Below are 19,376 nucleotides of genomic sequence, written 5' to 3' on the forward strand. Positions count from 1 at the left end.
AATTTAACTAAAGCACTAATAATGATTTTTAATATTGCGCTCTACCAACAGAAAAATAAGCCCGCTACTATTAAATTAGTACAAAAAATAATGTAAGATTTAAACTATTGTTTGAATAAAACTTTTGTGTGTTTTACTTGTTGAATGTATTTTATCTTTTTTAATTTTTTATTAAGACCTTTGAAAGAACCAAAACAACACATAATGAAAAAGCCAATCCTCTCATTAATTATTATTTTTTGTGCGCACGTAGTTTTTGCCCAACAAACCTACACGGTGAAGGTTACGGATGCAAAAACTGGTAATCCTCTATCCGGCGTTTCTGCTAAGATAAAGTCCACTAAAAAAGGTGTTATTTCAAATACGGATGGTATTGTAAAAATTGAAGGCAATAGCAATGACGTATTGGAAATAAGTTCAGTTGGCTATGCAACCCAGTCGGTTGTTTTAAAAAACGAATCAAATATTTCAATAGCCCTGGCAGCTGGTTTGGTGGAGTTGGGCGACGTTGCCATATTAGGCACCCGTGGTGCACCGAGAGCAAAAACTGAAACCGCTGTTCCGGTAGACATCATTAAAATAAACCAGGTTGGTTTACCCACCGCCAAAATGGATTTAACTTCTATCTTGAATATGGCTGCACCTTCGTTTAACTATAATAAACAAAGTGGTGCTGATGGTGCTGATCATATAGATATAGGTACGCTTCGCGGGCTCGGTGCCGATCATACATTGGTATTAATAAATGGAAAAAGAAGGCACTCTACGGCCTTTGTAGGTCTATTTGGCACCCGTGGGCGTGCAGGTTCAGGTGTAGACCTGAATGGATTTCCACAAGCCGAGGTTGACAGGATAGAAATTCTCCGGGATGGTTCATCTGCACAATACGGCTCAGATGCCATTGCTGGTGTAATCAACATTATTTTAAAGAAAGACATCAATCATTTATCAGTCAATGCCGGATGGAGCGGCTATTATGACACAAAAAATAATTCCCGGAAATTTAATGGAAATAACGATTATTATACAGGCGGTGCAATTGATGGCGGTACTTTTTCAGCTTCATTAAATCACGGACTAGCAATTGGAAAAAATGGTGGATTTATTAATTATTCTTTCGATTACCGCACGCAAGGCAAAACCTACCGGGCGGCACCCGTATCTGCAAACTACGCAACTGACAAAGATGCCCTACCTTATGTAAATACCGGGAGAAGAGCATTTGGTGACGGATCTATTGCTGCCGGTGGTGTTATGTATAATATGGAAATACCTACAAGCGCAAGCAAGAAAACTACGTTTTATTCTTTTGGTGGCTACAACTATAAAGCTTCGGATGCATTTGCTTATACCCGGGAATGGAGCGCAAAGCCTGAACGTTTTCCTGTAACAGAAAATGCCACTTTAATAGATGTTCCCTCAATAATGCGTTCTACAAAAGACGGAAGTATTTATTACAATCCTCATATTCAAACGCACATCCGGGATGCCTCGCTGGCCATGGGAATTAAAGGGAGTGCAGGAAATGACTGGAGCTGGGATGTAAGTAACAATACCGGAAGTAACAACTTTCATTATTATGGTGATAAAACTTTCAATGCTTCTGTGATAGGCAACACCTCTCAAACACATTTTGATGATGGAGGCTTTAGCTTTTTGCAAAACACTACCAATCTTGATTTCAGCAAGTCCATTAATACTGTTGCACAAGGCCTAAATATAGCTTTCGGCAGCGAGTTCAGGTATGAACAATATAAAATCTTTAAAGGGGAAGACAGATCGTATAAAGGTTATCATCCAGCGGCTATGCTTTATCCCAATTTACTTCCTGCAAATGCTACAGCAGATGATACAACAAACGCTACCAGAACACCTGCCTCGGGGTCGCAGGGCTTTCCGGGCTTTAGTAACACAGATGAAGTAAACGCACATCGCACTAATATCGGTTTCTACGCTGATGCGGAACTGAATGTTACAAAAAAATGGCTGGTAGATGGAGCTGCCCGTTTTGAAAATTATTCTGACTTTGGATCAGTACTAACCGGCAAACTGGCAACACGTTACAAACTCGCTGATAACTTTAATATTCGCGGTTCTGTAAGCACAGGTTTCCGGGCTCCGTCACTTGCCCAGATAAATTTTAGTAATACACTTACATCTTTCAGCAGTGGCGCATTGGTTCAGTCCCTGATAGCACCCAATACAAGTCCAATTGCAAGGGCAGCTGGTGTACCCAAGTTAAAACAGGAAAAGTCAATAAACGCCAGCTTAGGTTTTACATATAAACCGGCAAGAGCCTTTACTATAACAGTGGATGGGTATGTAGTTAAGATGAAAGATCGTGTTGTATTATCAGGCCTGTTTAACAAAAATGACAATACGTTGCCTGTGGCGTTTACGTCGCAGTTTCCAAGCGAAGTAAGCACTGCACAGTTTTTTGCAAATGCAGTTAATACAACCAACTATGGTTTGGATATTGTGGGCGACTATACTAAAAAATGGGGTGTAAATACACTGCATTTTTTACTGGCCGGAAATTTTCAAAAGATAACTATCGATAAGATCAATGTGCCTGCAGCTTTGAACGGAACACAACTAAATCGTAAAACTTTTTACAGCGACCGTGAAGAAGCCTTCCTTAAAGCTTCAGCGCCCAATAGTAAAGTTTCTTTGGGCATTGATTACACAACTGGTGCCCTTGGATTTAAGGCTCAGTTCACTTCTTTTGGTAAAATAGTGCTGCTTGGTTTTGGAGATGGCAATTCCCCCGCAGGAGACAACCCTAACTATTCTGGTATCAATCCTCAAATTCCTGCTGATGACGGATCTGGTTATGTGCCGGAAGTATTTAATTACACCGGAAAAATAACTACCGACATTGCTGTATCATATAAATTCTGCAAAAGGGTAACGTTGTTTTTAGGCGCCGACAATGTGTTTAACCTGCATCCTGATTTAGGTGTAAATCAAAAAGCAAAAACTTGGTTTGTCGGCGATAACGAATCCGGAGGCCCATGGGATTCCGTTCAAATGGGTTTTAATGGCAGAAGATTATTTACCAAACTGGCTTTTAATTTTTAGACCTCAGTTAATTATTTAAAATAAAAATGGGTTGGCAATGCCAACCCATTTTTATTAACGTCAGCATTGATACAATGCCATTGTATGTAATGATATGCTGGAAAAACAACGAAGCTTCAAAACATCTTTTCTGAATCTTACTCTTACAACTTTTCTTATCAGCGGACAATCATAACAGTTCCTTTTAAAATTCCCGGAAACTGGTACAGGTTAATATAATATACGTACGATCCTGCTGCAACAGGCGCTCCTTTAAACATACCATCCCAGGGTGTATTGGTATTTTTATTTTGAAATACTTTTTGGCCAAACCGGTCAAATACGGTTAACTCAAATACGGGAAAAGCCGCCAGTGCAGGAATCTTCCAGGTATCATTTAAGCCGTCACCATTGGGTGAAAAAGCAGTTGGTATATAAATATCATTAAAAACAAATACATGCATTGCATCTGTGGCTGTGCCGCAACCGTTGGCAGAGCTTACGGTTAAGGTATAATCAATATCCGCCGTTGGGTTCGCCATTGGCTGCAGCAACTGCGGATTATCCAGACTAACAGCCGGCTGCCAGGAATAACTTACTGACTGGCCGGTAGCACTGCCTTCAAGTAAAACCGTGCGTCCTTTGATGATGGTTTTATCCGGCCCCGCATTAGCAGTCGGTCTTTCATTCACGGTAATCTGCACCGTTGCAGTATCTGTGCAGGCAAACTGATTACTGACGGTTACCAGGTATTGTGTGGTGTTCACCGGTGATGCAACAGGATTGGAAATGCTGGCAGATGACAAGGCTGTGGGTGGTGACCATGCATAACCTGCACCACCCCCGGCATTCAGCTGAACAGCATCGCCGGCGCAAATTACTTTTGAAGAGAAGCTGACCGTAGCGGTTGGCACAGGGTTTACTTGTACAACGGTTGAATCAAGGTGGGAACAGCCGCTGCTATTGGTTACCAGCACAAAATACTTACCTGCCTGCACCTGCTGAACAGCATTGATGTTAACAGATGTACCACTATCTGAATAATTACCCGGCCCTGTCCATGCATATTGGGTGCCGTCTGTAGCAGTCAGCACAAGGTTACTGCCTTCACAGATAGGTCCATTGTTGCCGGCATCCGGTACCGGATTCGCTACTATGTTCACAAATAAAGGATCAGCCACCACCCTGCATTGTAACGATGTCGCATTCCCGATTTCTGATGCTGTTAATCTGTACCCATAATTACCTGGCTCGGCATTGGCCGCAAAGTTTTTTGAAAGTACAGTTGTATTGGCTCCGGGAATATCCGTCCACGTGCCGCTATTTAGATTTTGCTGCCACTGAAATACAGGGCTATTGAAGCCCGGCGATACATTGCAGGTAAATACAAATGCCTTTGCCTGCCCTTCGCAAACCACCGCCGTTGTATTGGCATTGCCGGTAATGGAAGGGGTAAGTTTAGGGCCACAGGCACGGAAAGTAATATCATCCAAGGCAAGGTCGTTGCCACATCCGCCGGGAGCATTGTTGAATATTCGCAGCACAACATCTGATACGCTTGCCGGTGTAGTAAAGAAGAAACCGAACTGCTGCCACACCGGACTGCTTTGAGAAGGAATGTCACCGCTGTTATAGGTTTGCAAAATCGTGCCGTCTGTTTTTTCGATAGAGAAAGTAAGATTGGGTTTATTGCCGTTGTTATTGCATGCTGATTGAAGCAACACGTTTACCACCCAGGCAGCAAATTCGTAAGTAGTATTGCCACACAACCCCTTCACCGTGTCCAGGTAAAACGCACTGGGATCGATAGACGCATTCACCAGCATAAAATAACCGTTTCCATTACCTGTATGATCGGATGTAAGGCTATGCCAGGTGTTACCGAAGCAGGCTATGGTATTATTTCTTACTGTATAAAAGCCGTCGCCCGGACAATCGTTGCCGAAGTACTTATAGGCAGTAGTTGCAGCAGATAAACTGGGACCAGGATTGGATCCAGATCCAAAAGTAATATTAACGATGGGATCTCCCAAACTACCCTGGCAGAGCTGTGCATTTAGGGAGAGGCTGGTGACAAGTAACAAAACAAATACAATCAAGAAAAAATTAAATCCTCTTCTCACAAGTCTCTTTTTGTGAAGTTAATAATATTGGGTTGCCGTAAAACTCACGGAGGGAAAGGTAAATAATTTACCGGCGTTTATTTAGCAATAGCCACTCCTATAAACGAATCTGCCGTACCATAATACAAATACCATTTATCTTTAAAATAAACAAGCCCTTCAGAAAAGGTAGTACCGGCCGCATACTGACCTGTTATTTCATGGGGCAGCGATGGCCTTAATAAACAGGTATCCGTTCTGAAAACAACTTTTTCCATGTCGTTGATATCAAATACTGCTTCACCGACGGAATAGGTTCCTTTGGGCAAGGATGTATCTGCTTTTTCGTTCTCAGCATTTTTACCATTGTACAATAATAATATGCCTTTATCTGTCACCAATGCCGGAGGGCCGCATTCAGTAAGATCACTGTCAAACATACCCGGCCGGGTAATCATTGCTTGTCTTAATTTGCCATCGTTATCAACCAATGGATACCAGTCGGATAAATTGGTTGACCATGCCAGGTTTACAAAATGTTCGCCCCAGTACATCCAGTATTTATTATTAATCTTTGCCAGTATCGGTCGTCCATTCCTCATTTTAGTAACCATCGAAGCAGACTTCGATGCCATATTTAAAAATTTACCTTTATAAGCAACAGCAAAAGCAGGTCCCTTTTTCGTCCAGTGAAAAAGATCTTTTGACATAGCGATTGATAAACGGGGCACATCATAATTCCAGGCAGTAAACGCCATTACATAACGGCCATCTGCAGTTTCTACAACTCTTGGGTCTTCGCAGCCGCCGGGATAATCGTACTGCTTAAACGGGCTGTTATCCGGGAATAAAACCGGCCTGGAGAAATGTTTGAAATGAATACCATCGCTACTAACGGCAAGGCCTATACGCGAAGTTCGGCCACCCAGGATGGCTGCCGGATTATCTTCGCTTCGGGTAAACAAATATACCTTACCATTTTTTACAACAGCCGCGGGATTAAATACATCGGCCTTCTGCCATTTAACCATTGCCTTTTTAAGCGAATCATAAAACACCAATGAAGAGTCGGCTTTTAAAATGGGTGTTGATACTGGTTTATAAAACGCAGACAAATCAGCCAGTTTTGCTTTTTGAGCCAATAAGAAAACAGGCCATAAAAATATACTAAGGCAATAAATTATTTTTTTCATATGCAAAGGTTGTTTCTTACAACAACGCTCAATTTACTCTTTACTGCTGATATCAGGCCTTGTTGTAAAAGATTTTCATGTCATCAATATTGTCTGCCGGGCATAAAAAGGCCCGCAGCCGATACAACTGCGGGTGGGTATTTTTAAAAAATTGTATACAGTTATTGTCCAAAGACCAATACCTGGAAAGTGCCGGCAATCATTTTAGGTCTGCCGCCGCCTGCAGGTGCAGCTTCAAGGTCTGCAGCAGGCAAATATATTTTGTGCGTTGCCTCATCTACTGCAATTGTTCTGGCAGATCTTTTTGTTGTGATGGTAGTCACCGTTTCAAATTTACCGCCAGCAACTTGTTTCACTACTGTCATAGTTCCTTCACCATTGCTGGTGTAAATCAACTGCTGCGCCGCATCATATCCCACACCATCGCAACCTGCACCAATTGCTATTTTATCCACAACCTTTCCATTAGCTGCATTGATGATCATCAATAATTTATTATCACCACAGCCGGCAAAAAGCATGTTGGCTTTTGCATCGTATACCAGTCCTGTTGGCGCTTCACCCGGCAAAATTGACCAATGCTTTTCGACTGTATTTTTTGTAATATCAACCATTATTATTTCATTCTTATCCTCAATGTTTACAAATATTTTGCCCTTGTTATTACTTACTGCTGTTTCCGGCTTTCCGCCTACCGCAATAGTGGCAACCACTTTTTCTGTTAATGGATCGATTACAGAAAGATCTTTGCTCCGGCCATTGCAGGTAATAATTTTTTTGGAGAATTCGTCATAAAAAATAGCATCCGGATTTTCGCCTGTTGCAATTTGAGACAGCACAGCATTGGTATTTAAATCAAACACAGTCACATTATTTAACCTTCCATTGCTTGTGTACCCTTTATTTAAAGAAGGAATAAATGCAATGCCATGAACACCTGTGGTATTGGGTATAACACCTACGGAATCACCTGTTGTTTTATCCAGGATATTTACTTGCCCGCCATGCGAAACGAATAACTTATTTGAGTTGGGTAGTAAGGCAAGATAATCCCAGCCCCCCTCGCTTTTTATGTGAAAAGTATTTAGCAAATGGATTTTATCAGGTTGTGCCGTAGCTATCGTGGCAGTTCCAACCATCAGTACTGTAGAAATAATTAATCTGGCAAGTTGCATGCTATTAAGTTTACAATAAAGTTAATTACAGATTCTGTAGTAATACTGAAGATATTTGCCTGCACCCAATGAATGACTGTTGCCCGGCAGTTTACACTGGTTAGTTATACTGTTTTTAACCAGGGCCAACTTACCTTCTGTTTGTCAACTGGTGTATTTTTTTTGAATTGTTTGTATAAACAGATTTACCACAGAATTATCTTTTATTTTTAAGGATGAAGCTGCTGATAATAGAAGATGAACAAGCGTTGAGAGATGCCATACAACAATACATGGAAACCCAGGGCTACCTGTGCGAAATTGCAGGCAACTTTAAGGAAGCCATGGATAAGATTGATTACTATGAATACGATTGCATTGTTGTTGACATTGGCCTGCCTATGGGCAGTGGATTGGATATAGTAAAAGAATTAAAATCAATAAAATCAAAAGCGGGCATCATTATCATTTCTGCAAGGGATGCCGTGGATGATAAAATAATGGGTTTGCAGCTGGGCAGTGATGATTACCTGACCAAACCTTTCCATTTATCGGAGTTGAATGCAAGGGTGGCAGCCATTATACGGCGCAGAAATTTTGGTGGAGAAGAAAAGATATTGTTTAACGAAATTGAAATATATCCTGCGGCAAAATCTGTAAAGATGAATGATAAATACCTTGATTTAACGCAAAAGGAATATGACCTGCTGGTTTATTTTATCAGCAACAGGGGCAGGCTAATCACTAAAAGCGCGTTGGCACAACATATTTGGGGAGACCAGTATGATCAGGCAGAGAGTTACGATTTTTTATATACCCACATAAAAAATTTGAGAAAAAAAATGATGGAATCGGGCACGGCAGATTACATTAAAAACATTTATGGCACCGGTTATAAGTTTACCGATAATTAATGAGTTGTTAAGATGAAATTACTTACAAGAACCACTACTTATTATTTGCTTTTTAGCCTGCCGCTATTGCTTTTGAGTGGTTTGTTTTTATACTACAGTATTGAAAGGGCCCTGCAGCATGAAGTTGATGAAGAATTAGAAAACAGCAAAGTGATATGGATACAACACTTAAACAGTTTGCCGGCAGATAAAGATATACTGGAATTAAATAACCCCTACGTACAAATAGAAAAAACCAATATAGCCCCGGCCAGCAATTATTATTCTGATACACTGGTATATGAGCCGCTGGAAAATGGAAAAGACCCGTACAGAAATCTTACTGTTTTTACTGATCATAACAATCAACATTATAAACTCTCCTTTCAACGCTCAGTACTGGAACACAAAGCAGTTTTCAAAAAATTGATTCTATTGATGATTTATGTTTTTGGTGGCTTACTGCTACTATTTTTAATGATCAATTTTTATATCAATAAAAAGTTATGGAAACCTTTCAATACCTCGCTGCAAAAAATAACTACACTCAACATGCAACAACTGCAGCAGGTACATTTTGATGCAGTGGCTATCAGTGAATTCAATGCACTGAATAATTCCCTCAATGCCATGACAAAAAAAATGCAGGGTGATTACCTTTCGATGAAAACTTTCACCCAAAATGCAAGTCATGAAATACAGACACCGCTGGCCATCATTCAGTCGAAACTGGAATTACTGATGCAGGATAATTTGCTTACGGAACAGCAAATTGTTGCTATCTCATCTGCCTTTGAAGCTACACAACGATTGAGTAAACTAAACCAAGCTTTATTGCTGATTACAAAAATTGAAAATAATCAATTTGATGCCAGCGAAGCGCTGAGTATAAAAGGTGTTGTAGAAAAATACCGCTCATTTTTTGCAGAATTACTGGATCAAAAAAAGATAACGCTTAGTGTAAAGGTACATGGTGACTGGCTATTAAGCATTCATCCTTTGCTGGCAGATATGTTGATATCAAATTTGTTTAGTAACGCCATCAGGTATAGCAGCCAGGGTAGCAATATTGCCATTGAAATTAATCAGGATAGCTTTGAAATTATCAATACCAGTACTCTGCCGTCAATTGATGCAACACGGCTATTTCAGCGCTTTGTAAAACACGATAGTGCAACAGGCAATGGGCTGGGCCTTGCCATTGTAAAAGAAATTTGTGATACAAACGCTATTAATATCCGTTACACACATAACGTTACAACTCACCGCTTTAAACTCACTGCTTCCTGAAAATTTTTACGCAATGAAAAAAAGGATACAGTTTTTAGCAAATCAACTAACACAGAAATCGCTTTTGATAGCATGTTTACTTATCATCTTTCTTTTTCTTTTTGCATTGATCACGCATGAAGTGGTTTTTGAAAATGAAGCATCATTTGATAGCAAGACGATTCATTTCCTTTCAATGCACTCGTCCCCTGCCATCATCAAGATAATGCGTGGTGTTACTTTTTTAGGCTCTTTTTACTTTCTGGCACCAGCCTATTCACTGCTGATAGCATATCTTTTGTTGCAAAAAAAAACAACCTATGGAATCAGTATATTGGCGATTGCAGTTAGCAGTACCCTGGTACTGTTTGGGTTAAAACTTCTTTTTCGCCGTCATCGGCCGGCCCTGCCTTTAATACAGGATATAGCCGGTTATAGCTTCCCCAGCGGGCATGCACTTTGTGCCTTTATCTTTTGCAGTATTTTAAGTTACCAGGTGTCATTAACCTCCTTGCGGATAATATGGAAATGGATATTGATAGCACTGTTCATGTCTGTAGCCATTGCTATTGGTATTAGCAGAATTGTATTGAATGTGCATTACGCCACAGATGTATTGGCAAGCTTTTGCCTGGGAATTGTATGGGTTTTACTGTCGTTTGAAATATTTAAAAAATGGCACCGGCAACCGTAATATGGCAATAAATCTTTACAAAGACAGAATACAGTAAGCCTGCACCGTTTTATTCCTGTTTAAAAAATCATCACAACTGTTCCGGCAATAATCAGCAACGCTCCTATAGCGGTTTTTATAGTTAAGGCTTCGCCTAAAAATATTACCGAAAGAATGATGGTAAGGGCAACACTTAATTTATCTACCGGTGCTACCTGAGACACTTTTCCTATCTGTAGCGCCTTAAAATAAAATATCCACGAGAGGCCGGTTGCAACGCCGGAAATAATTAAAAAAATAAGATTGTGTTTGGATAAAGTGGCCAATCCTTTTGCCTCACCCCTTGCCAGCACAATACCCCAGGCCACCAGTAAAATAATAATGGTGCGAATAGCAGTAGCCAGGTTAGAGTTTACATTGGTAATACCCACCTTGGCAAAAATAGCGGTAAGTGATGCAAACAAAGCAGACAACAATGCATAAATCCACCACATAAGTATAGTTTTTTGATAAGAAAATAGCCTTTTTCCAACTGCAAAAATCACCATCAATTTTTACGGTGTATCAGTCTTAAAAATGAGGGCAACACTATCAGTAACAAAGGCAGTGCCACACATAAACCGCCAATAACAGCAATGGCTAAAGGTTGGTGCAATTGAGCACCTGCACCCAGCCCCAATGCCAGCGGTAATAAAGCTATAATGGCTGCACTGGCAGTCATTAATTTGGGCCTGAGCCTGGCCGCAATGGCGAAAACAATGCTTTGCTCTGTGTTCATAGTAAGCCTCGCCTGTGCAAATTGCTGGTAGGTAAAAATGGAGTTTTCTCCGATAATCCCCACAATCATGATGATGCCGGTGTAACTGCCTACGTTTAATGGTGTTTGGGTGAGATAGAGTGCCAGCAAGCATCCTGCCACGCCCAACACCGCTAAAACAATAATAACAAAGGACACAATAAAATCGCGAAATAAAACCAACAATACAATAAATACCAATAGACAAGCCGTTAATAAAATAATCAGCAATTCGCTGAAAGCTTTTTGCTGCTCAGCGTAAGAACCGCCATATTCAACATGGTAGCCTTGCGGCAGCGATAATTTTTGCTGCATGTTTTGCTGAATCTCTTTCAAGGTACTACCCAAATCGCGGTTCTCCAGCCTGGCTGTTACTACACCAATCATTTTTTGATTTTCTCTTTCTATTTCGGCTACACCTTTTTCCAGGCGAATGGTGGCTACTGTGCTGATGGGCTTTAGTGACCCATTGGGCAATAAAATATTACCCGCATTTAAGGAGCTTACGGTGGTACGCAATGCATTGGGATAGATCATACGGATGTTCACCAACTGCTCCCTTTCCATCACGGTACTGATCACATTGCCTTCCAGCTGCGTTTGCAACTGAAATTGAAAATCGGTCGGCGTAATCCCAAATTGCGCAAGTCTCGCAACATTGGGTTGAACCATTACCTGGGGACCGGCAATTACAATTCCATCAAAAACATCCGCAGTGCCATTTACACCCCGTACAATATCTGCAACTTGCTTAGACAGTCCCTCCAGTGTTTGCCGGTTATCGCCGTACACTTTTATTTCAACAGGTTGTACACTGGTCATCAGGTCGCCCAGCATATCCCCAATCACCTGCCCAAAATCAACTTTTAATTGAGGCAGGGTGGCTTCAATTTTTGCCCGCAAGTCTGCCGATACATCATCTGTAGTTTTACTCCGTTTCTTTTTTAATTGTATCAGGTAATCGCCGCGATTGGGTTCCGTAATAAAAAATCCCATTTGAGTACCAAGGCGACGGCTGTAACTTGCTACCTCAGGCTGCTGCTGAATGATTTGGTCCACCTCTTTCAGCATGCGGTCTGTCTCGTCCAATGTGGTACCTGGCGGGCTGCTGAAGTCAAGCACAATACCGCCTTCATCCATTTCGGGTAAAAAGCCGGACGGCAGTTTGCCGGGCAATAGATAAACTACTGCAGCACATGCCACGGCAAATAAAACACCTACCCATGCATGCCTCACAAAGAAGCGTATCCATCTTCCCCGCTCCTGCTGCTTTATTGCTGCAACTGGATTATTTAGTATTTTGACAGGCTTATCCTTTGGACTAAATAATAAAAACAATGCGGGCAGTACCAACCAGGTAATAAAGAAAGAAACTGTTAAAGTGATGATCATTGTAAAAGCCAGCACCTTAAAATAAGCACCGGCAACTCCGCTCATTAAAATGAAAGGAATAAAAATCACGATTGTGCTAAGCGATGATCCTACCATTGCAGGCAACAAATAATGAATGGCCTTGCCCACAATTACAGACATGGTTTCCTCCGGATGTTCTTCGTGACTGCGATGTATTTGCTCTACTACAATTACGGCGTCGTCAATCATCAGCCCGATGGCAGCAGCAATGGCGCCGAGTGTCATAATATTAAACGTATAACCAACTGCGTTCAGCACCACCAGCGTTAAAGCAAGTGTGGAGGGTATTGTAAGCAATAAAACCAAACTGGATTTAAGTGATCGCAAAAAAACAACCACCACAACAATAGCCAGTACAATACCAATCCACAAAACATCTTTAATACTTTGCACACTGTCCTGTACAAAATCTGCCTGCAAATAGTAAGGCCTTATTTTGACATCTTTCGGCAAAATACTTTCCAGCTCTTTTACCTTTTGCAATACGCCATTGTTCACATCAATCAGGTTGGCAGAGGGTTGTTTTATCACCGCAATCAATGGCACATCCTTTCCGTTGGCATTGATCTTAATGTATTCTTTCATCTCCGCTATCTGCACTGTTGCAACATCTTTCAGCAGCACAATTCTTTTGGCTGAATTCAACACAATTAAATTTTCCAGCTCGCCTTTTCCATTTACGGCATTGTCAGTAAGCGTTAGGTATAACCGGTTATAATCGCTGATATAGCCGTTGGACTGCAATACATTTGACTGACCCACCACCGTGGCAATCTGCTGCGGCGTTATGCCTGCCTGGGTCAGTTTATCGGGGTTTAATATTAACTGGTATTCCTTTGTTTTGCCGCCAATGACTGCTACATCCGCAACGCCAGGGGTTGCCGCAAGAAAAGGTTTTATCTGTAGTTGTGCTATTTTTTTTAACTCCACCTGGCTGCGGTTACTTTCTACCGAAAAGCCCATTACCGGCAAAATAGAAGGATTCATTTTTTCTACCGTAATCTGCGTACCGGTCAACAGGTTTCCTCTTATTTCATTGATAAGCGATTCCATTTGCAGTTTTGCCAAATCAACATTGGCGTTCCACTTTAAAAACACAGAAATTTCACAACTGCCTCTTGATGTAGTACTACGGATATAGTCCAGGCCCTCCGTTCGTTTGATGACATTTTCCAGCGGAATGGTAACTGTTGTCATCATCTTATCAACCGGCTGCTGGCCGGCATCTGCAATTACTTTTAATTTAGGAAAAGTAATATCAGGAAAAAGCCCCGTCTTTAAAGTGGAGTAACTATAAATACCCGCCAGTATCAGCAATACAGCCAACCCAAGCAAAGGCTTTTTATAATGCGTGTGAAATTGTTTCATTCAATTTGTATAACCTGCTATACCGGCATTTTATAAAATATTATTGTTGTCCCAGCGAAAGCACCATGTTGATCATTGGAGGCGTCGCACTCGTGTACATGCTATCCTTGCTGAACTTCCTGCTTACGCCAGCTTATTTATCACAGATAAAAGCAAAAAATCAATAAGACATTTTACGATCAGTTATTTTTCTATATTGACCAATGCAGAATCAGCCAACCCATATCCTCCTTTTACAATTATTTTATCATTGATACTAATGCCCGACTCCACTTCTTTTAAAGAATCATTTTGCGAACCAACCGTGATGGGCACCCGAACCGCCATTGAATCATTAGCCAGTTTCATCACCCAAAATTCATCCTGTGTTTCATTGGTTTGAATCGCTGTCAATGGCAGGCAAAGCACATTTGTTTTTTGTTTCATTGGTATCCGTACCAGCAGGTTCATATTCTCCGGTAATTTTTCGCTGGCAGGTAACTGAATAAAATACTGTTGTGTTTGTGATGCGGGATCAATTACAGGAACACTCAGCGTGATGGCGGTATTTATTTTTTTCCCATCTGGCAATACTACCTGGCAACTACGACCATTATAAACATACGCGTGGTATTCATAAGGCACGTTAACAGAAAGCACCAGGGAAGAAGGAATTGTAATAGTGGCCAGCACATCACCTTCATTTACAAAATCACCGGTAATATAATTCACCGCCGTAATAAAACCGGCAGCACTGGTTACAATCTTAATAGGTTGCTGAAATTGTTTGAGCGAAGGCTCCCGTTGGTCGATATTTTTTAAGGCATCTTGTTCCTTTGTTTTAATGTTACAAAAAACTGAACCCGAAGAAATACGGTCACCAACTTTCCAGGGAATATTAATAATGTACCCGGCAATATTAGCCCGTACAACTACCTTTTTTTGAAAAACCGTATTTCCATTTAATTCCAGAAAATCTGTAAGTGATTGCTTAACCGGCTGCACAACCGTAACATTGGTTTTAATGGCAGCTGGTGTCTCTTCTTTGGTATTTTCCTTTTGCTTACAGGTAACAACCCCGGCTGTTATTACAAAGAGGATGATTAAAGATCGGCGTAATTGCATCAGCAAAATAGTTTACCAGTTATAATAATTGTATTGATTGGTGTACAATAAAACATTGGTAGAGGCCAGCGCTTTATTTTTTTGTGTTACAGCATAATCCTGCAAAGCGTTGATATAATCCATCACAGAAACCTGGCCCCTTATCACTTTATCCTTGATAATATCGAGTAGCAGTTCCTGCTTGTGTATCTGCTGATCAAGCAAGGTGATTGTTTGCTGCCATTGTATTATTTGCTGTTTTGCATTGCGTAAATTATTTTGCTGCAATAGCGATGCATTGTTGCGGTAAGCCTGCAGGTTAGTCAGCAACACACTATTTTGGCGCTCATTTAATTTCTTTTGTTTGCCATCATAAATAGGCACCAGCAAATGCACACCAGCACTCAACCCGGCATTGCGAGGCAGGTTACTGATATCAGAGGAATAAACGCCGGTGGAACCCATGGCACTTACCTGCGTTTTGTATTTTATATTAAACACATTTTGCTGTGCCACCAGGTTCAGACTGTCAAGACGGAATTTTTGAGCGTAATAATATTCATCTGGCGCAGGCTGCAACCTTATTTGCGGAGGTGCCAGTTCAAAAATTGCAGTATCAGCAATTGCTGCAAGACTTTTCAATAGCCCGATGCCATTAATGTATGCAAACTGTAGTTGCAGCAAATCGTTGAGACTGGTGGTTTGCTGAATATCAAGCAAGAGATAATCATTTTGTTGCAACAGGCCCTGTTTCACCAATGCCGTTACAAAAGGTTTACGGGATTCAAGCTGATCGATAATTTTTTGCAGGTAATCCGTTTGCTGTTTAAACTGGTAAGTGATAATGTACTGATCAATGATAGATTTTTTTAAATCCTGCTCCAGCTGCCTGCGGCTAAAAGCAGCTATATCGCTTTGTATTTTATTTTGATCGTACAAAGGCTTTATAAGTGCTTTATTAAAAATGGGGATTGACACGTTGAGTTGGCCTGCATACAAACCTCCATTAGTTAAAGCAGCGTCATACCCTATTGCTTTGGGCGATGGATTGGGTGTAACAGCGATAACACGCCCATTGTTAAAAAAGAGAGGTGCAAAAATATAATCGGCGGTAAAATTTACCTGTGGCTTTTTATTTTGTGCGGTAATGATTTCATTTTGTATTTTAAAAAACTGTTGCAGGTTGGTATTTTCAATTAGTGAAGGAGTATTTTGTAATCCTGCCTCAATAAAATATGCTACAGTCTTGCTTTGTGCTCGCAAAAGAAAGGGCAGTGAAAAAAATGCCACCAGTAAACTTATTTTATACATGAACGTTTGCCTTTTTGTTTTGATTCAAGTATGCACAATTTAATATTTTCAATTGGTGTAACTAAGATTAATAACTCCAGCACGTTTATAATAATTACAATGGTAAAGGCTCATTCTGAAGAAATTCTGATTATTCGGTTTATTAAAAGCAAGTTCTTTAAAATCTTTACAATATAAAAATTAGATGCTGCCTTATCAGACATATTGAGGTTATAAAATTAAAATAGCATTACCTTGTCAGGCAATGCTATTTTCCAAATCTTTCTTTAGCGAAACTACATTAATTCGCCGGAGTGAATCAACCTATGCTATCTGGTTTCTCAAATTTTTTATTTCGTCATGTGCACTTCGTAACAATTCCTGTTGTTCTCTTATCATGTCCTTTAAATAATGGGGAATATGTTCTTCGGTCAATGCATCCTGGTAGGCTCTTTGGGCCGCATCTTCTCCGGCTTCGCAATTTGAAAGTATTGAATGAACATCATGTCCGGTGAAAAGCGCCTTGACATCCATCCAGGCCCGGTAAATTTTGCCGCTGGCCATCGTTCCTTCGGCCATTTCGCCCCCAAGCACCTGCACTTCCCTTCCCAGGGCATTGCGTAATTCCCGGCTTTCATCAATCATCTTTTCAAAAGTTACCGAAAGGTCTGTATCATGCCCTTTCAATTCTTCAATTGCTTTTTCATATCCAGCAATACGGTCATTATTGATCATAATAAGATCATTCAGCGTTTCTATTGTTTCATTTTTGTTTTCCATAATTGAAAGTTTTCTTACTGTGGCTTAAATTCCATGCCAGTTGTTGCCATTAACTGCTTAATAATTTTCAATTAATAATAATTTCTTTCATAATTGACAGCCCTGGCCAGAACCTGGGACGCATATTCCAATTAAAATGTACGGTAAGGTTTTTAGTTGAAATTAAATGTGCTTTATTGAGCAATCTCTTATACAATATAGCAACTGGAGTTCCCGGCAATAAAAACCCCTTCAAAAAGGGGCTTTTATATCGGGGAGCAGACCTTGAACTGCCGTCCGCCGCGGCGGATACGAAAGCCATGCTGTGTGAGGTATTGTTTTTACAAAATCCCTGCTCACTCCCGTTTTCAGGATTTTTTTGCACGCCGTGTTTCTTTTTTATTATTAAAATTGGGGGCGAAGATTAATACCCAAGGATGAAATTTTGATGCCCAATCTTTACCCAACTCATTATGGGATCATACTCTTTGGGTAATCTTTATCCTGAAACCTGTGTAGTGCTTCTGGTGCCCGATGAATTTAATATGTAGACAGTATAGATCATGGCAATAATAAAGCCCCTTGTGAAAGGGGCTTAGTATCGGGGAGCAGACTTGAACTGCCGACCTTCGGGTTATGAATCCGATGCTCTAACCAGCTGAGCTACCCCGACATTTCGGGGTGCAAATATAGGCGTTTTTACCAAATGCCAGAGACTAAAGACTTAAAAATTAAATGGGGTATTAAAACATGGAAGATTTTTACAAGAAATATTTGGGCAATTATTAAGCGTCGCCAGGGGCCATGCTTTAATCAACAGCAAGGAAGGCTATGTATATTGATTGCTGCGGCTGAGGGAATTAAAAATATAAGAAGCTAATTTATTTTATCTCTAATTTTAATAACATTTCTTTTTCAATAAAAGCTTCCAAATCGTCTCCCACCACGCATTCACCTACTCCTGCCGGGGTACCTGTAAATACCAGGTCGCCGATGTTTAAAGAAAAATAATTAGAAATGTGAGATATAATATAATCGAAAGAAAATATCATTTGGTTACTATTGCCTTGTTGTACCAGTTCTTTATTCTTATAAAAACTAAAGTTGAGGTTTTTTTTGTTGAAGGTTGGCGTAAGATCTATAAATTTTCCAACAGCAGCGGAGTTATCGAATGCCTTGGCTTTTTCCCAGGGTAATCCTTTCGATTTTAATTCATTTTGAATGTCCCGGGCGGTAAAATCTATCCCAACGGTAATGCCATTATAATAATTGGTGGCATGTCTTTCCTGAATGTATTTTCCATTTTTGCATATTCTCAATACAAGTTCGCATTCGTAATTAAGCTCGTTGGTAAATTCAGGATAGTAAAAGGGCGTATGGCTCTGCAGCAAAGCACTTTTAGGCTTCATAAAAATCACAGGCTCGTCTGGTATTTCGTTGCCAAGTTCATTGGCATGTGCCGGGTAATTCCGGCCAACACAAATTATCTTCATTTTATTTTTATTATTAGGATAGCCGGGGTTTAGAGAGCGAATATAAACAAATCAAATAAACAAAACAATTGTGTGATTACCATACAGTTTAAGGCTGTATAGAAAGTTTGTTTACTTCACTCATAGTTTGCTCAATACCCGCAACAGCGATACGTTCAATTATTTCGATGCATTTTTTGATTTTCAACTGTACTGTTGCCAGCTCGCTAGCCAACCACTTACTTAGCACAAAGTCAGCTTGCATACCCCTTGGATAATTATTACCGATTCCAAAACGAAGCTTGGCATATTTATCTGTTCCTAAAGTATTTTGAATATCTTTAAGTCCATTGTGCCCGGCATCAGATCCAGCCGCCCTCAATCTCAGTTTATCCAACGGTAATGCAAGATCATCCACAATTGTGAGCGTATTTTCTAATATCACTTTTTCTTTTTCCATCCAATATTTAAAAGCCTTACCGCTAAGGTTCATGAAAGTAGTAGGGCAGATACAAACAAATACATGTCCTTTCCATTTCACTTCTGCTACCATGGCCAACCGGTCAGTTCTGAAAGTGCCGCCATGTTGCTGCACAAATGCATTTACCACGTCAAACCCAATATTATGACGGGTATTAGCATATTCACTACCAACATTCCCAAGCCCTACAATTAAAAATTTTGACATTAAAACGAAGATAAAATAAAAGCAGCTGCTGCCAATATTCTTTATATCAATGTTGCAAATTCTTGAAAATAATTAAACGTAATGAAATTAGTTTTTAGTACAATTTATAATATTCTAATTTATTGTTTGCCACACAGATTTGTTCACGTTTATTCCAAAACAA

Annotated in this window: 14 protein-coding genes and 1 tRNA gene; 4 read left to right on the plus strand and 11 right to left on the minus strand. The window is 40.3% G+C overall.

The window, feature by feature from the left end:
- Window positions 1–204: 204 nt before the first annotated feature.
- The gene (locus QWZ08_RS24615) at window positions 205–3,081 is read left to right on the plus strand and encodes a TonB-dependent receptor (protein ID WP_290340285.1); all 2,877 of its coding nucleotides are present in this window, start codon (window positions 205–207) and stop codon (window positions 3,079–3,081) included.
- Between the two features lie 158 nt (window positions 3,082–3,239).
- On the opposite strand, the gene QWZ08_RS24620 is transcribed toward QWZ08_RS24615, so the two are convergent.
- From QWZ08_RS24620 to QWZ08_RS24630, 3 genes are all read right to left on the minus strand, one after another.
- The gene (locus QWZ08_RS24620) at window positions 3,240–5,183 is read right to left on the minus strand and encodes a T9SS type B sorting domain-containing protein (RefSeq protein WP_290340286.1); all 1,944 of its coding nucleotides are present in this window, start codon (window positions 5,181–5,183) and stop codon (window positions 3,240–3,242) included.
- A 77-nt stretch (window positions 5,184–5,260) separates the two neighbouring features.
- Window positions 5,261–6,355: a glycoside hydrolase family 130 protein gene (locus tag QWZ08_RS24625; RefSeq protein WP_290340287.1), complete on the minus strand. Its 1,095-nt coding sequence runs from the start codon at window positions 6,353–6,355 to the stop codon at window positions 5,261–5,263.
- Window positions 6,356–6,516: 161 nt separating this feature from the next.
- Window positions 6,517–7,530, minus strand: coding sequence for a YncE family protein (locus QWZ08_RS24630; RefSeq protein ID WP_290340288.1), 1,014 nt, complete (start codon window positions 7,528–7,530; stop codon window positions 6,517–6,519).
- Between the two features lie 215 nt (window positions 7,531–7,745).
- On the opposite strand from QWZ08_RS24630, the gene QWZ08_RS24635 reads away from it, so the two are divergent.
- The 3 genes from QWZ08_RS24635 to QWZ08_RS24645 are packed head-to-tail and all read left to right on the plus strand — an operon-like array spanning window position 7,746 to window position 10,365.
- Entirely contained in the window at window positions 7,746–8,423 is a 678-nt protein-coding gene (locus tag QWZ08_RS24635) for a response regulator transcription factor (protein WP_290340289.1), read from the plus strand.
- Between the two features lie 12 nt (window positions 8,424–8,435).
- Complete coding sequence (locus QWZ08_RS24640; protein ID WP_290340290.1) at window positions 8,436–9,692, plus strand: sensor histidine kinase; 1,257 nt, start codon at window positions 8,436–8,438, stop codon at window positions 9,690–9,692.
- Between the two features lie 13 nt (window positions 9,693–9,705).
- On the plus strand, window positions 9,706–10,365 hold the full coding sequence (locus QWZ08_RS24645; RefSeq protein WP_290340291.1) for a phosphatase PAP2 family protein: 660 nt from the start codon (window positions 9,706–9,708) through the stop codon (window positions 10,363–10,365).
- Window positions 10,366–10,424: 59 nt separating this feature from the next.
- Here the strand turns inward: QWZ08_RS24645 and QWZ08_RS24650 are convergent, their stop codons facing one another.
- The 8 genes from QWZ08_RS24650 to pth all read right to left on the minus strand — a co-directional run bounded on the left by QWZ08_RS24650 (window position 10,425) and on the right by pth (window position 19,213).
- Window positions 10,425–10,838: an EamA family transporter gene (locus QWZ08_RS24650; protein ID WP_290340292.1), complete on the minus strand. Its 414-nt coding sequence runs from the start codon at window positions 10,836–10,838 to the stop codon at window positions 10,425–10,427.
- Between the two features lie 53 nt (window positions 10,839–10,891).
- Window positions 10,892–13,921: an efflux RND transporter permease subunit gene (locus tag QWZ08_RS24655; protein ID WP_290340294.1), complete on the minus strand. Its 3,030-nt coding sequence runs from the start codon at window positions 13,919–13,921 to the stop codon at window positions 10,892–10,894.
- A gap of 183 nt (window positions 13,922–14,104) precedes the next feature.
- A complete protein-coding gene (locus QWZ08_RS24660) occupies window positions 14,105–15,025 on the minus strand; it encodes an efflux RND transporter periplasmic adaptor subunit (protein WP_290340295.1) in 921 nt (306 codons plus the stop codon).
- A gap of 12 nt (window positions 15,026–15,037) precedes the next feature.
- Complete coding sequence (locus QWZ08_RS24665; protein ID WP_290340296.1) at window positions 15,038–16,315, minus strand: TolC family protein; 1,278 nt, start codon at window positions 16,313–16,315, stop codon at window positions 15,038–15,040.
- A gap of 303 nt (window positions 16,316–16,618) precedes the next feature.
- The gene (locus QWZ08_RS24670; RefSeq protein ID WP_290340297.1) at window positions 16,619–17,074 is read right to left on the minus strand and encodes a PA2169 family four-helix-bundle protein; all 456 of its coding nucleotides are present in this window, start codon (window positions 17,072–17,074) and stop codon (window positions 16,619–16,621) included.
- 578 nt (window positions 17,075–17,652) lie between these two features.
- Window positions 17,653–17,726, minus strand: a tRNA-Met gene (locus QWZ08_RS24675).
- A 208-nt stretch (window positions 17,727–17,934) separates the two neighbouring features.
- Window positions 17,935–18,546, minus strand: coding sequence for a fumarylacetoacetate hydrolase family protein (locus QWZ08_RS24680; RefSeq protein ID WP_290340298.1), 612 nt, complete (start codon window positions 18,544–18,546; stop codon window positions 17,935–17,937).
- 88 nt (window positions 18,547–18,634) lie between these two features.
- Window positions 18,635–19,213 carry an aminoacyl-tRNA hydrolase gene (pth, locus tag QWZ08_RS24685; protein ID WP_290340299.1) on the minus strand — a complete coding sequence of 193 codons (579 nt, stop codon included), beginning with the start codon at window positions 19,211–19,213 and terminating at the stop codon, window positions 18,635–18,637.
- Window positions 19,214–19,376 lie beyond the last annotated feature (163 nt).

It is taken from the genome of Ferruginibacter paludis, assembly GCF_030409685.1.
Classification (GTDB): domain Bacteria; phylum Bacteroidota; class Bacteroidia; order Chitinophagales; family Chitinophagaceae; genus Ferruginibacter; species Ferruginibacter paludis.

Coding starts and splice junctions, on each gene's coding strand:
- QWZ08_RS24665 (WP_290340296.1), bottom strand. CDS start 16,315: ATGTATAAAATAAGTTTACTGGTGGCATTTTTTTCACTGCCCTTTCTT.
- QWZ08_RS24650 (WP_290340292.1), bottom strand. CDS start 10,838: ATGTGGTGGATTTATGCATTGTTGTCTGCTTTGTTTGCATCACTTACC.
- QWZ08_RS24645 (WP_290340291.1), top strand. CDS start 9,706: ATGAAAAAAAGGATACAGTTTTTAGCAAATCAACTAACACAGAAATCG.
- QWZ08_RS24655 (WP_290340294.1), bottom strand. CDS start 13,921: ATGAAACAATTTCACACGCATTATAAAAAGCCTTTGCTTGGGTTGGCT.
- QWZ08_RS24670 (WP_290340297.1), bottom strand. CDS start 17,074: ATGGAAAACAAAAATGAAACAATAGAAACGCTGAATGATCTTATTATG.
- pth (WP_290340299.1), bottom strand. CDS start 19,213: ATGTCAAAATTTTTAATTGTAGGGCTTGGGAATGTTGGTAGTGAATAT.
- QWZ08_RS24615 (WP_290340285.1), top strand. CDS start 205: ATGAAAAAGCCAATCCTCTCATTAATTATTATTTTTTGTGCGCACGTA.
- QWZ08_RS24660 (WP_290340295.1), bottom strand. CDS start 15,025: ATGCAATTACGCCGATCTTTAATCATCCTCTTTGTAATAACAGCCGGG.
- QWZ08_RS24630 (WP_290340288.1), bottom strand. CDS start 7,530: ATGCAACTTGCCAGATTAATTATTTCTACAGTACTGATGGTTGGAACT.
- QWZ08_RS24640 (WP_290340290.1), top strand. CDS start 8,436: ATGAAATTACTTACAAGAACCACTACTTATTATTTGCTTTTTAGCCTG.
- QWZ08_RS24635 (WP_290340289.1), top strand. CDS start 7,746: ATGAAGCTGCTGATAATAGAAGATGAACAAGCGTTGAGAGATGCCATA.
- QWZ08_RS24680 (WP_290340298.1), bottom strand. CDS start 18,546: ATGAAGATAATTTGTGTTGGCCGGAATTACCCGGCACATGCCAATGAA.
- QWZ08_RS24625 (WP_290340287.1), bottom strand. CDS start 6,355: ATGAAAAAAATAATTTATTGCCTTAGTATATTTTTATGGCCTGTTTTC.